10 protein-coding genes are annotated in these 13222 nt (G+C 72.5%); 5 read left to right on the top strand and 5 right to left on the bottom strand.

Annotated elements, in window-relative coordinates:
* Positions 1–29: 29 nt before the first annotated feature.
* Positions 30–1487, top strand: a complete 1458-nt coding sequence (locus ACFY0U_RS06585) for a protein phosphatase 2C domain-containing protein (protein WP_388631185.1) — start codon at positions 30–32, stop codon at positions 1485–1487.
* Between the two features lie 27 nt (positions 1488–1514).
* The gene (locus ACFY0U_RS06580; RefSeq protein WP_388631182.1) at positions 1515–3257 is read left to right on the top strand and encodes a pyruvate dehydrogenase; all 1743 of its coding nucleotides are present in this window, start codon (positions 1515–1517) and stop codon (positions 3255–3257) included.
* Here ACFY0U_RS06580 and ACFY0U_RS06575 read toward each other — a convergent pair.
* Positions 3254–4657 carry a helix-turn-helix domain-containing protein gene (locus tag ACFY0U_RS06575; RefSeq protein ID WP_388631179.1) on the bottom strand — a complete coding sequence of 468 codons (1404 nt, stop codon included), beginning with the start codon at positions 4655–4657 and terminating at the stop codon, positions 3254–3256. The two genes, ACFY0U_RS06580 and ACFY0U_RS06575, sit on opposite strands and share 4 nt — an antisense overlap.
* A gap of 225 nt (positions 4658–4882) precedes the next feature.
* On the opposite strand from ACFY0U_RS06575, the gene ACFY0U_RS06570 reads away from it, so the two are divergent.
* Entirely contained in the window at positions 4883–5497 is a 615-nt protein-coding gene (locus tag ACFY0U_RS06570; RefSeq protein ID WP_388631177.1) for a hypothetical protein, read from the top strand.
* Positions 5498–6323: 826 nt separating this feature from the next.
* Positions 6324–6776 (top strand): ATP-binding protein, encoded by a 453-nt coding sequence (locus ACFY0U_RS06565; RefSeq protein ID WP_388631175.1) that lies wholly within the window; start codon positions 6324–6326, stop codon positions 6774–6776.
* 72 nt (positions 6777–6848) lie between these two features.
* Here the strand turns inward: ACFY0U_RS06565 and ACFY0U_RS06560 are convergent, their stop codons facing one another.
* Both ACFY0U_RS06560 and ACFY0U_RS06555 read right to left on the bottom strand, forming a co-directional pair.
* Positions 6849–7895: a DUF2637 domain-containing protein gene (locus tag ACFY0U_RS06560; protein WP_388631173.1), complete on the bottom strand. Its 1047-nt coding sequence runs from the start codon at positions 7893–7895 to the stop codon at positions 6849–6851.
* Positions 7896–8198: 303 nt separating this feature from the next.
* Complete coding sequence (locus tag ACFY0U_RS06555) at positions 8199–9044, bottom strand: (2Fe-2S)-binding protein (RefSeq protein WP_388631171.1); 846 nt, start codon at positions 9042–9044, stop codon at positions 8199–8201.
* 168 nt (positions 9045–9212) lie between these two features.
* Here ACFY0U_RS06555 and ACFY0U_RS06550 point away from each other — a divergent pair, with 168 nt between their 5' ends.
* Positions 9213–10097: an FCD domain-containing protein gene (locus ACFY0U_RS06550; protein ID WP_388631169.1), complete on the top strand. Its 885-nt coding sequence runs from the start codon at positions 9213–9215 to the stop codon at positions 10095–10097.
* Positions 10098–10352: 255 nt separating this feature from the next.
* On the opposite strand, the gene ACFY0U_RS06545 is transcribed toward ACFY0U_RS06550, so the two are convergent.
* Both ACFY0U_RS06545 and ACFY0U_RS06540 read right to left on the bottom strand, forming a co-directional pair.
* Positions 10353–11126 (bottom strand): hypothetical protein, encoded by a 774-nt coding sequence (locus ACFY0U_RS06545; protein WP_388631166.1) that lies wholly within the window; start codon positions 11124–11126, stop codon positions 10353–10355.
* A 127-nt stretch (positions 11127–11253) separates the two neighbouring features.
* On the bottom strand, positions 11254–12927 hold the full coding sequence (locus ACFY0U_RS06540) for a PucR family transcriptional regulator (RefSeq protein ID WP_388631163.1): 1674 nt from the start codon (positions 12925–12927) through the stop codon (positions 11254–11256).
* Between the last annotated feature and the right edge of the window lie 295 nt (positions 12928–13222).

Here is a 13222-nt window from a genome sequence, read left to right as displayed (position 1 = left end):
TCCGGCCCGTGCGGTGGACAATTAGGGGCATGAGCCAGCAGGGGGGAAGGCCCACCGGTCACGAGGACGACTGGTGGGGTCAGCTGTACGACGACACCGAGGACGCGGGCCCGGCCGCAGCGCCCGACTCGCTGGACGACCGGTTCGCCTCGGCGGCGGGGGCGGTGAACACGGGCACGGGCGTTCCGGCGCCGAGGGAGGGTGAGCAGGACACCCCGCCGACGAGGTCCCGGGCCCCTTGGGAAGCGACGCGGACGACCACGGGCCCGACGAACCTCACGCCGGGCGGAGATCCGCCGAGGCCGGCGGACGGCCCGCCCGCGCAGCCCGCCGACACCGCACCGGCGGACCCCGCGGACCGTCGTGCCGCCGCGGCCGCTCCCGTCTCCGGGCCGCGGCCGAGCGACACCCACCCGCCGGTGGCGACACCGGGCGACGCGGCACCCCCGCCCACCGACACACCCCCCGGACCGGCACCCACCCGCACCCCCACCCGGGTCGACCTCCCCACACTCCCGCCCGGCCCCCTGGACTTCGTGGGCTCCGGCCCGCCCACCTACGACGCCGAACCCACCGCCCTCCCGCCCGCGGACCCCGACGACCTCGACGACCTGGTCGCCGACACCGTCCTGGACGGCGCCCACTACGGCTCCTGCACCCTGCGTGCCGCCTCCGTGCGGGGCGACTCCGCGCGCTTCCGGGGCGAACCCCGCCGCGACTCCCTCCTCACCGCCCGCTTCGGCACCGGCGACCACGCCCTGGTCCTCGTGGCGATGGCCACCGGCGCCCGCGCGACCCCCGGCGCGCACCGGGCCGCCGCCGAGGCCTGCCACTGGATCGGCAGGGCCGTGGGCCGCAGCCACGCACGCCTCGCCGAGGACCTCCGCGCCGCCCGCCGCGGCGACCTGAAGTCGGGGCTGCACCGGCTCACCGACCGCAGCCTCGGCAAACTCCGCGCCAGCGCCACCGAACAGGGCATCGACCCGGAGGAGTACTCCGCCACCCTGCGCTGTCTGCTCCTGCCGGCCGACACGGACTGCCGTACGCGCGTCTTCTTCGGCGTCGGCGCGGGCGGACTGTTCCGCCTCAGGGACGGCGAGTGGCAGGACATCGAGCCGCGCGTCCAGGACATCACCGGCGAACCGGTGGTCGGCTTCGGCTCGCTGCCCGCCGAGACCCCCGAGGGCGACCGCCTCACCATGGACCTCGGCATCCCCACCCCGCCCAGCCCCTACGAGGCCGCACCCGAGCCGCCCCGCGAACCCTTCCGCTTCCGCGCCTCGGTAGCCCGCCCGGGTGACACGCTCCTGATGTGCAGCGGCGGCTTCGCGGAGCCCCTGCGCGGCGAACCGGAGCTGTGCGAGTACCTCACGGGCCGCTGGTCCGGCCCCACCCCACCGGGCCTCGCCGCGTTCCTCGCGGACACCCAGGTGCGGGTCAAGGGCTACGCGGACGACCGGACGGCCGCCGCCGTGTGGGAGGCGTAACGGCGGGGGTTGTGGATTGATGGATCCATGGCCAAGCAGAACGTCGCCGAACAGTTCGTCGACATCCTCGTCCGCGCCGGTGTGAAGCGCCTCTACGGCGTCGTCGGCGACAGCCTCAACCCGGTCGTCGACGCGGTACGCCGCAACGCCGGCATCGACTGGGTGCATGTGCGGCACGAGGAGACCGCCGCCTTCGCGGCCGGCGCCGAGGCGCAGATCACCGGGAAGCTGACCGCCTGCGCGGGCTCCTGCGGTCCCGGCAACCTGCACCTCATCAACGGCCTGTACGACGCCCACCGCTCCATGGCCCCGGTCCTCGCCCTCGCCTCCCACATCCCCTCCAGCGAGATCGGGCTCGGCTACTTCCAGGAGACCCACCCCGACCAGCTGTTCCGCGAGTGCAGTCACTACAGCGAACTCATCTCCCACCCGAAGCAGATGCCGCGACTGCTCCAGACCGCGATCCAGCACGCGGTCGGCCGCTCCGGCGTCAGCGTCGTCTCGCTCCCCGGTGACATCGCCGACGAACCCGCCCCGGACAAGCCGCTGGAGACCGCCCTGGTCACCTCCCGGCCCACCGTCCGCCCCGGCGACACCGAGATCGACCGGCTGGTGGAGATGATCGACGCGGCCGACAAGGTCACCCTGTTCTGCGGCAGCGGCACCGCGGGCGCGCACACCGAGGTCATGGAGTTCGCGGAGAAGATCAAGTCCCCGGTGGGACACGCGCTGCGGGGCAAGGAGCACATCCAGTACGACAACCCCTACGACGTCGGCATGAGCGGACTGCTCGGCTACGGCGCCGCCTACGAGGCCACCCACGAGTGCGATCTGCTGATCCTGCTCGGCACCGACTTCCCGTACAACGCGTTCCTCCCCGACGACGTCAAGATCGTCCAAGTCGACGTCCGCCCCGAGCACTTGGGCCGCCGCTCCAAGCTCGACCTCGCGGTGTGGGGCGATGTGAAGGAGACCCTGCGCTGTCTCACCCCGCGCGTGCGGGCCAAGCAGAACCGCACGTTCCTGGACAAGATGCTCAAGAAGCACGCCGACGCGCTGGAAGGCGTGGTCAAGGCGTACACCCGCAAGGTGGAGAAGCACGTCCCCATCCACCCCGAGTACGTGGCCTCCGTGCTCGACGAACTCGCCGACGACGACGCCGTGTTCACCGTCGACACCGGCATGTGCAATGTCTGGGCCGCCCGTTACATCTCACCCAACGGCCGCCGCCGCGTCATCGGCTCCTTCTCCCACGGCTCGATGGCCAACGCGCTGCCGATGGCGATCGGCGCCCAGTTCACCGACCGAAGGCGTCAGGTCGTGTCGATGTCCGGCGACGGCGGATTCACCATGCTGATGGGCGACTTCCTCACCCTGGTGCAGTACGACCTGCCCGTGAAGGTCGTCCTCTTCAACAACTCCTCCCTGAGCATGGTCGAGTTGGAGATGCTGGTCGCGGGCCTGCCCTCCTACGGCACCACCAACAAGAACCCCGACTTCGCCGCCGTGGCCCGCGCCTGCGGTGCCCACGGGGTGCGCGTGGACAAGCCCAAGCAGTTGGCCGGCGCGCTCAAGGACGCGTTCAAGCACAAGGGCCCGGCCCTCGTCGATGTCGTCACCGACCCCAACGCCCTGTCCATCCCGCCGAAGATCAGCACCGAGATGGTGACCGGGTTCGCCCTGTCCGCCTCGAAGATGGTGCTCGACGGCGGCGTGGGGCGGATGCTCCAGATGGCGCGGTCCAACCTGCGGAACGTGCCCCGGCCCTAGGACACGTACGGCACCCACTGACGGCCGGAGGTGTCGTACGAGTAACGCGGCAGCCCCTTGATGGCACTCGTGCGGAACGGGCTGCCGTGGTCGTCGATCCGGATCGTGCCGGTGCGGCCCTGCGAGGACCAGTCCAGTTCGAGGTACCAACTGCAGTCGCAGGCCGCGGTCTTCGCGGTGACCAGCAGCACCTCCGGATCCTCCGCCGAGACACGGTAGGGCAGCTGGATCGCGGGGATGGGGCCCTCGGCGTCACCGCCGGGTTCGGAGCGGGCGACGGGACGGTCGGCGTCCAGGTCGACGGAGAAGAACCGGGGGGTGAGGGCTCCGCCGCAGCCGTTGTCCATGGCGTAGGCATTGCCCTCGAACGGGGCCGCGCGCCCCACGACGCGCACCCGGAGGGCTTCGAGCACCACCGCCGTGGAGTTCCGGCCCTGCACCGAGATCTGCACGTTGGTGTCACGGCCGTGCCGGGCGCCCTGCGCCGCCGCCCATGTCCTGGCGTCCTGTGCGGCCGGGGGCGGCGGGACCTGCGCGGGCGGCTTGGCCACCACGTAGTCGTGGCCGCAGCCCTGGTTCCAGACATGCGAGTTGACGGTCCAGGTCAGGGGCACGGCCGCGCCCGGACCCGCCCCGCCCGTGGGGCTGTCGCCGGGGACCGAGCCGGACGGGGAGGGGGTGGGCCCGCCGGCGCCGGCGCCGGGGGAGGCGGGCGGCGAGGTCCGGTCCGGCGAAGGCGAGGCACTGCCCTTCGGCTTCTTCGAGGGGCCAGAACCCGGGGACTCGGGAGCGGCCGAGCTGGTGCGGCCGGGATCGGTGGGGCGTACGGCGTCGGCGGAGGAGGAGCGGTCGTGCGACAGGGCGGACAGCCCGGCGAGGGTGGCGGCGGACGCGACGGCGACGGCCGTCGTCACCAGGATCCGCCGACGGCGGTACCAGGGGAGCGGGGCGGGAGGGGCGCCCAGGTTCGTGACCGTCTCGCCCGCGGGCTCTGACTCCGGCTCCGGCTCGGGAGCGGGCTCAGGCCCGGAGTTGGGCTCGGGCTCGACTTCGGCGGCGGGCTCGGGCTCGGCGGCGGGCCCGGGTTCGGCGGCGGGCCCGGGTTCCGGCACGACAGCGGCCACCGGTGTCCGTGGCCGCTGCCGTGCCGCCACCGCCGGCAGCCACAGCCGGTGCAGCTCCAGCCGCTCCTCCGCCGTCGCCCCGCACAGCGCGGCGAAGCGCTCCACGGGGGCGAAGTCGAGCGGGACCGCGTCCCCCGCGCAGTAGCGGTGCAGCGTCGAGGTGTTCATGTGCAGCCGCCGGGCCAGCTGGCCGTAGCTGCGGTCCGTACGTTCCTTCAGCCGCGTGAGCAGCGCCGCGAACTCCGCGACCTCGTTCGCGCCGTCCCGTTCTGACAACGTTCCCCCTGCGTGTCCCGGACCGGTGCCGCCATCCCAGGCACCCCATGTACCTGCACGTCAGACGGGCTGGGATGGTTCCACCGTGGTGGATCGGGCGCCGGCTGTTGCGCAGGCCGCCTGTGACGGCTGATGCTCTTGGTGTCGCACCGACCGGGCCGGACCGACCATCCGCCGTCGGCGGCATTCCACATCCAAGCACTCACACGTACACGGGGGACACCCATGTCCATGCGCACCCGAGCCGGCGCGCTGCTCGCCGTCGCCGCCACGGGCCTCGCCCTCGGCGCGACGCTCGCCGCACCGGCGGACGCCGCACCGCAGGCCGCGCCGAAGTTCCTGTCGGCGGCCCAACTGCCGCCGCACCCCTCCTCCACATGGAAGGCGGGCAAGGTCACCGACGGCGTCCCGGACGAGTTCCTGGGCTGTCTGAGGGAGACGCTGCCCGGCTACGACTCCCGGTACCGCCCGTTCACCACGGATCTGGAGACCAACGCCCAGCAGCTCACGATCGTCGTCGGCAGCACCGCCAAGGCCAAGGCCCTCGCCGACCGTCTGAACAAGGAGATGCGCGAGTGCGCCGCGCGCGTCGAGGAGGCCGACCCGGAGACCGACGCCACGTACAAGAGCTACGGCACGCTGCCGGTGGAGGAGGGCGCCCGCGTCCACGGTCTGCACACCGTCACCTCCTGGGGCGCCTCCGACGTCCACCTGCTGTCGGTCGGCCGGGACGGGCGGACCGTCACCGTCGTGCAGTGGGGACAGATGGGCGACCTCGCCCACGCGCCGGTGAAGGCCTTCAAGAAGACGACCACCACCGCGGTCGACAAGCTCTACTGAGACCGTCGCCGCATGTGAGACCAACCGAAGAAGCGGAGCCGCCCTCCTGCTACGGGGGTACGGGAGGGCGGCTCCCGCTGTGTGACATCAGGTGCGGAAGCGGTGAGTTCAGGCCAGTTTCAACGGCGGGCAAAGAACCGCTCCGCCCGAGGCGTCCAGGCACAGCCGCCCCATGGCTTCGCCGCCTACGCCCGGATCGGCAGTCCGCCCTGGACGGTAGGTGCGAGGCCCCGCGGTCACCATGTCGCCGCAGCGCGCAGACCCGGAGCCGGATCGGAGCACCGGGTCGGCCGCGACCCGCGAGGGCGGACGCACCGGCTCGCCGCCGTCGAGCGGCACACGACGATCCGCGGGCGTACGCCTCCCGGGGACGCCCGGGAGCGCGCGGACCGCTGTGCGCGGGAGAGGACCGGGGCGGCGCAGGTCGTGGGCCCCTTCGTGGCAGCCCCACCGGAACCTCCGCATCGACCAGCGGTTTCCCGGTACTTCGCCGAGCGCCCGGTCGCGGTGCGCCGGGCAGCACATGCCACCTGCCGGAACCACCGGCACACCACCCCGCACCGGCCACGCCGTACGAGCGGCCCCACCGCGCACTCCCGTCCCACCATCATCGGCGCCCGACCGTCCCGCGCGCCCCCGATCACGATCCGTCCGCCCCTGCTCCGGCGCAGCCCAACCGTGGCCGAACACCTGGTCGTTGACGATTCGACATGACTGCCGCGTGTCCGACGGGGCATGGATCCCGTGAACGTGTTCGAGCAGGAGGGGAACCGACATCGGCACGCGGGCGGGGGTCATGAAGAGGCAGGCGCGAGGAGGCGGTCCCATGGCGATCGGGGCCTTCTCGGCACAGACAGTGGAGGACGTGGCCGCGGGCGCCGGGGATCAGGCGCAGGCGTCTCAGCTCAGGCGCAGACTCGGCAAGGCGGACCTGCGGGCGGTGCCCGAAGTACGCAGGGCGCTGCGGGAGTTGTTACGGCAATGGGGGAGGCCGGGGCGATCGGAGATAGCGGAACTGCTCACCAGTGAGCTCGTGACCAACGCGCTCATCCACACCGATCACGACGCGGTGCTGACGGCCACCGTCGGACCCGCCGGCCTCAGGGTCGAGGTACGGGACTTCGTGGCCCGCCGGCCCAGACTGCGCGTACCGAACGCCGACGACGGTACGCACGGCCGGGGCCTGGTCCTGGTCCAGTCCCTCGCGGACGCGTGGGGCGTGCGGGCGCACGGGGTGGGCAAGGCGGTGTGGTTCGAACTCGACGCCGGGACGGCATGACGCCGGTTCCCTGACGAACGGGAGGGGGGTACGGCCGTGAAGCCGTACCCCCCTCCCGTGGTGCCCGAAGGCCTAGCCGAACTGCTGCTCGAGGTCCTTGAGCTTGCGCTCCAGGGAGTCGAGGCGCGGCAGGGCCATGGTGTCGTCCTCCGCGGTGAGGTCGACGGTGATGGGGTCAGTACCCTTGCGGACGGGCTGCAGGGACGGCCGTGAGCGTACGGGCAGTTGCTCCGGCGTCGATATGGCAGGCTCCGCGGTGACCATGTCGGAGCCGCGCTCCAGGGCGGCCTGGGCCTCTCCCGGCCGACCGCCACCGCGGCCGATGAATCCGCGGTGACCGCGGCTGATGGCCTTGAGCTGGGCGCGCTCCATGCGCTCCTGCTCGCGGCGGCGCAGTCGGGCGGTCTCCTTCTGGCGCTTGTCCTCGCGGACCTCGTCGACCGCCTCGTCCAGGCTGCGCACGTTCTCCAGCAGCATCAGCGACCAGGCCTTGTAGGTCTCGCGGGGCGCCCGCAGCCAGCGGACGATGCGGATCTGCGGCAGCGGACGCGGCACCAGACCCTGCTCGCGCAGGGCGGCCCGGCGGGTCTGCTTCAGCGCGCGGTCGAAGAGGACGGCCGCCGAGAGGGACATGCCGGCGAAGAAGTGCGGGGCGCCCGCGTGGCTGAGGCCCCGGGGCGCGTGCACCCAGTTGAACCAGGCCGCGGCACCCGCGAACGTCCACACGAGTATCCGGGAGCCGAGGGCCGCGTCACCGTGGCTGGCCTCGCGCACCGCGAGGACGGAGCAGAACATCGCAGCGCCGTCCAGGCCGAACGGCACCAGGTACTGCCAGCCGTTGTCCAGGCCCAGGTTCTGCTCACCGAAGCCGACGAGGCCCTTGAAGGAGAGTGCGGCCGCGACGGCGGCGCAGCAGAAGAGGAGTACGTAGGAGGCCGTTCCGTATATGGCTTCCTTGCGCCTGCGGCGCTCCTCGCTGCGCTCCCAGGAATCCTCGGTCTTCGCGTGCTCCCCGGCGGACCGCTTGCCGCGCGCCAGCACCGCCATCGCTGCCAGCATGCCCAGGAGCAGTACGGCGCCCGGAAGCAGCCAGTTCAGCGATATGTCGGTCAGTCTCATCTGGGGTCCCTTGCATTGGGATAGGGCGTAACGCCCGCCATAGTGGCCCAATCCCACTGGCCCTCAGGGGGTTTCGGGGCAAGAGGCCGCCAAGGAGGTGCAAGGGAATGCCCAGGGCGGCTTTCTGCTCGAACTGCCGCGTGAGGGGCGGGAGTTGAGTTCGAATAAGACTACCCGTACGGGTGGTTCCACGGAAAGTTCCTGCGCCAGGTGAGGAAATTGTGAATCGCCTGTAACCGAGGGACAGCCCTGTTCACGGATGATCTTACGGGACGTCCGCTGCGGCCCGCGCCCGAGGGGTCCTCAACTGGCGGCTTCGGCCAGGAGTTTGACGACCCGGTCGGCGTCGCAGGTGCGCGGGCAGGTGGCGCAGGTGTCCTCGGGCTCCAGCGTGTAGTACATGCAGCAGCTGGCCCGGTCCCGGGTGGGCAGCGCCTCGCCGCGCGGTCCCGTCAGCTGCCGGAAGGCCGCCGCGCCGACGTACGGCTTCGTCGAGCCCGGCAGCAGCAGCTCCAGCTCCCGCTGGGCCCGCGCCTGCTCGCTCTCGCCGAACAGCTGGGCGACGTACCAGAGCCCCTCGACGATCTCGTCGGTCACCATGCCCCACAGTGCCCGCCCGCGCCGCCGCATCCGCGGCCCGAATCCGCCGAGCACGGGCTCCAGGTGCTCGGCGATCGCCTCCCGCACCTCGGCCCGCAGCGCCTCCTCGTCCGGCACGACGCGGGCACCGGGCAGCGCGGCGGCGGGATCGCCGGGCAGACAGGCGAAGTCACCGGTCCGCACGGCGAAGGTCATCGGCCCCTCGGTCCGGTCGTACGAGACATGCGTCACGGGGAAGCGCGGCACCCGGCGCTGGAGGAACCACGGTGCGGTGATCAGCAGACAGGCGGGCCAGGCGTACCGGTGCAGTCCGAAGCTCGCTATGACGTCCGGGCGCCCGCTGCGCCCGTGGTCCCGCAGTACCTGTGCGTCGTCCCACGCCAGAAAGGCGTCGAGGCCGGCCCCGCCCTCCGCGAGCGAGGTGGCGGTGACCCAACCGCCGCCCCGAGGGGCCTCGTCCCCGCTGTCCAGCTCCGCGACGGTGAATCCCGGGAAAGCCTCGGTCAGACGGTTGTAGGCGTCCGTGAGGGCCGAGGTGCGCACGGTCATGCGGGAACCACCGATCCAAGACAGTTGTACGACTGTTTTGAAGGTAAGCCTAACCTTACCCAAGATCGCCGGGATTTGAACCAGGGGCTTCTGCGCCTAAGGTGCTTGACGGACGAGTAACAACCCGCCGTAATGACCCCAAGTACCGACACGTCCGGAGGAGGACCCGTGAAGCCGAGCGCGCAGGGCTCCACCGGGACGGGGGTTCCCCCCGCGGTACGTGTCCCGCCGCAGCTCACCGCGGCGAGGGGGGAGCACACGCACGGCGAGCGGCCGCGTCCCGAGCCGTCCGTACCCCCGGCCGGCGTGGCGCGCCCGCGACCCCAGGGCGGGGTGCCGGAGCCCCGTACCGAGCGCACCCGTACCGACGACGCCGTCGCCCCGCCGGTCCGTGCCGACCGGCCGCCCGCCGAGCCGCCCGTCCGTCCCGTCGTGCAGCGGGCCTCCGTGCGCGGGCAGATACTCGACGCCCTGCGGACCGCGCTGGTCTCCGGTGAACTGATACCCGGCGAGGTCTACTCGGCGCCCGTCCTCGGTGACCGCTTCGGGGTGTCCGCCACTCCGGTCCGCGAGGCCATGCAGCAGCTCGCCCTCGAAGGCGCCGTCGAGGTCGTGCCCAACCGGGGGTTCCGGGTCGTGGAGCGGGGGGCGCGGGAGCTCGGTGAGCTGGCCGAGGTGCGCGCGCTGATCGAGGTGCCGGTGATGCTGCGGCTGGCACGGACCGTGTCCGTCGAGCGGTGGGCCGAGCTGCGGCCGCTGGCGGAGGCGACGGTACGGGCCGCGTCGACCGGCAGCCGCGCCGCGTACGCGGAATCCGACCGCGCCTTCCACCGCGCGGTCCTCGCCCTCGCCGGCAACGACCAACTCGTCCAGATCGCCGACGAACTCCACCGCCGCGCCCAGTGGCCCCTCGTCGGCGCGCCGGCGTCCCGCGGCCGGGCGGCACTCGTCGCGGACGCGGCGGAACACACGGCGCTGCTGGACGCGTTGATCGCCGGGGACGTGGATGTGGTGCGCGTACTGGTGGCCGAACACTTCACAGGCGCCGGCTGAGAGCTTCTTTCGCCCCCGCCGCCCTTACCCGTTCCCATCCCCAGGGGCGCTGCCCCTTCGACCCCGCTCCCAGGGGGCGCTGCCCCCTGGACCCCCGCTCCTCAAACGCCGGAGGGGCTGAATTCAGCTCAGCCATATCCAGCCCGTCCGGCGTTTGAGGACGAGGCCCCTTCAGGGCCGAAGCGGGGGTCTGGGGGCGCAGCCCCCAGGGACGGGACGGGTAGGGGCGGCGGGGGCGAAGAAAGCCCCGGACCTTCAGGCCGTCGCCGCCGGCGGTGGGGCCAGCTGCTGGGACAGCCACGTGGGCACCCCGCCCAGCAGCCGGAACAACCGCCGAGCCTCCTCCCGCAACCGCGAGGCCTCCGGCTCGACTTCCGCGTCCGCGAGGGAGGCCAGCGCCGGGGCGGTCCCCACCAGGTAGCCCAACTCCTCACGGATCCGCAGGGATTCGGCGAAGCCGTGCCGCGCCTCGGCCAACTCACCGTCACGCAGGGCGAGTCCGGCGAGATGGCGCCAGGTGAAGGACAGCAGCAGAGGGTCGGCATGGGCCACCGCCCCCGCATGCGCCCGCCGGTACGCGGCCCGCGCCGACTGCGGCGACCGCGCCAGGTTCTCCGCCAGCAACCCCCGCCGGAAGTCCAGCAACGCCCGCCCCGGCGCTCCCGGAGGAATCAACGCCGCCGCCCGCCCCAGCGCCGCCCGCGCCTCGTCGGCCCGGTCCCGCACCCCGTGCAGCGTGGCGGCGTACGCAAGGTGCCCGCGTTCACAAGCGGCCGCACCTCGCTCCTCGTCGGTGTGCGCCAGCGCCTCCGCGATCCGCAGCGCGTCCTCGGCGTCCTGCCAGCCCTGCTCGGTGTAGAGACATCGCTCGACCAGCAAGGACGCCCGCTGAACCGCCGAGTCCGCCTCCACCGGCTGGAGCAGCGCCGCCGCGTCGACCCAGCACGCGCGTGAGCGCAGCCGCCATACCGCGGTCTGGAGTGGATCGTCAGGGGTCGTTCCGTTACCAGACATGGCGGTATACGCCACCTCGCCCTCCCCGGCACACCATTGAGCTGTTGAGTGGTGGCCGCATCTCAGCACGAATTCCGTGGCCCGGCCAAGGGGGTGGGTGAAGGATTTCACAAAGTCGTGGGATCCCCGGCCCCGCCAGGTTTCAGCTCATCCTCAACGCCAGGAAGAAATCCAGCTTGTCCTCCAGCCGCGACAGGTCACGACTCGTCAACTGCTCGATTCGCCCCACCCGGTAGCGCAGCGTGTTGACGTGCAGGTGGAGACGGGTCGCGCACCGCGTCCACGAACCGTCGCAGTCGAGGAAGGCCTCAAGGGTCGGGATCAGTTCCGCGCGATGGCGGCGGTCGTAGTCGCGCAGCGGGTCCAGCAGCCGCGCGGTGAAGGCTCTGCGGACGTCGTCCGGCACGAACGGGAGCAGGAGGACGTGCGAGGCCAGTTCCTGGTGGCCCGCCGCGCACACCCGGCCCGGCCGCGCCGCCGCAACCCGCCGGGCGTGCCGCGCCTCCTCCAGCGCGCCCCGCAGCCCCTCCGCCGAGTGCACGGCCGCGCTCACGCCCAGCGTGACCCGGCCGTCGTCGTCCAGACCGGCGGCGAGGGGATCCCGTACGGACTCCAGGAGCACATCGGCGAGGATCCCCGCCTCCGATCCGTCGTGCTCGGTCGACACGGCCGGCAGCGGCACGAGCGCGATGGCCTCGTCGCCGGTGTGGGCCACGGCGATGCGGTCGGAGTGCTCGGGGCCGGTGGAGAGCGGGTCGACCAGGATCTCCTCCAGCAGCGACTGGGCGACCGCGCCGCCCTCGATGTCGCCGCCGTCCCACTCCACGCGGGCCACGACGACCTGCCAGTGCGGGGCCGCCCCGAGCCCGGGCAGCAGCACGGGGGCGGCCACCCGCAGACGCGCGGCGATCTCGGCGGGCGCGGCACCCGTCTGGACCAGCTCCAGGACCTCCTGGGCGAGGCGGCGGCGGACCGTGCGCGCCGCGTCCCTGCGGTCCCGTTCGACCGAGATCAGCTGGGTGACGCCCTGGAGCAGGTCCAGGCGCTCCTCGGGCCAGTCCCCGGCGTCCGCCTCGACGGCCAGCAGCCAGTCCGACAGCACCGTCTCGCGTACGTCCCGCGAGCCCTGCGGGGAGCGGCCGCTGCTGCGGACCGGGAAGAGCGAGTACGTCGTCGAGCCGAGGGTGAGCCGGTGCGGTCCGCGGCGGCCGGTGCGGGCGGCGGCCAGATGCTCGGCGGCGAGCTTCGCGCAGATGTCGGCGGGCAGCGCCGGGCCCGTGGTCTTCGAGCCCGCGATCAGCCGCCCGGTCGGCGACAGCACCCAGGCCCGCAGGTCCAGGTCCGAGCCGAGCAGGTCCAGGACCACGTCCGGGCCGCCGCCCGCCGGGCCCGAGGTCATCATCCGGCGGTGCCGGTCCACGACCGCGGCGAGGTCCCCGGCGCGCTCGCCGGAGACCTGTCGTACGACATGCTCGGTGATCGTCGCGAACGCCACCGACTCGTGCACCGCGAACAGCGGCAGCCGGTTCCGGGAGCAGGCCAGCACCAGGTCGTCCGGCACGGCGCCCAGCTCGGCCTCGCCGGCGGCCAGCGCGGCCACCCCGGCCTGCACCAGGATCCGTACGAACGCCTCCGAGTCACCGGCGTCCCGGCGCCAGGCCAGGCCCGTGAGGACCAGCTCCCCGCCCGAGAGGTAGCGGCTCGGGTCCCGGAGGTCGGTGGTCATCACACCCCGCACGGTGCGATCCAGCTCGTCCTCGCCGCCGAGCAGCCGCAGGCCCAGCGCGTCGGTGTCCAGCAGTGCGCGCAGCCGCATTCTCGTCGCCGCCGATCTTTGTCTCGAAATCTACGATGAACAGGGAGGGTCTTGTGGTGACAGGAGCCCGTCACGTGGGCCGAAGGGCACGTCTCCCGGCCTTCCGGGCTGTGTCCCAGGTCACGCCCACTGTGTCGCGCGTTTCCACAGGAAAACATGGAGGTTACTGAGGACCTCCGTTCATACGAATCTACAAGATGACCGCCCCGACCAGCCAACTCCTTCAGAGTTTCCGTGACTGACCCGGTCGGAGCACCGCGCTGTGTACTGAGCCCACTCCGCGTAAACAGCACAT

The sequence above is a fragment of the Streptomyces sp. NPDC001536 genome (assembly GCF_042894505.1).
GTDB lineage: Bacteria > Actinomycetota > Actinomycetes > Streptomycetales > Streptomycetaceae > Streptomyces.
This window is presented reverse-complemented; position numbering and strand designations above follow the sequence as displayed.

Bases quoted from the DNA above. Each gene is read 5' to 3' on its own strand.
- ACFY0U_RS06570 (WP_388631177.1), top strand. From the start codon at position 4,883: ATGTCCATGCGCACCCGAGCCGGCGCGCTGCTCGCCGTCGCCGCCACG.
- ACFY0U_RS06540 (WP_388631163.1), bottom strand. From the start codon at position 12,927: ATGCGGCTGCGCGCACTGCTGGACACCGACGCGCTGGGCCTGCGGCTG.
- ACFY0U_RS06565 (WP_388631175.1), top strand. From the start codon at position 6,324: ATGGCGATCGGGGCCTTCTCGGCACAGACAGTGGAGGACGTGGCCGCG.
- ACFY0U_RS06585 (WP_388631185.1), top strand. From the start codon at position 30: ATGAGCCAGCAGGGGGGAAGGCCCACCGGTCACGAGGACGACTGGTGG.
- ACFY0U_RS06555 (WP_388631171.1), bottom strand. From the start codon at position 9,044: ATGACCGTGCGCACCTCGGCCCTCACGGACGCCTACAACCGTCTGACC.
- ACFY0U_RS06560 (WP_388631173.1), bottom strand. From the start codon at position 7,895: ATGAGACTGACCGACATATCGCTGAACTGGCTGCTTCCGGGCGCCGTA.
- ACFY0U_RS06580 (WP_388631182.1), top strand. From the start codon at position 1,515: ATGGCCAAGCAGAACGTCGCCGAACAGTTCGTCGACATCCTCGTCCGC.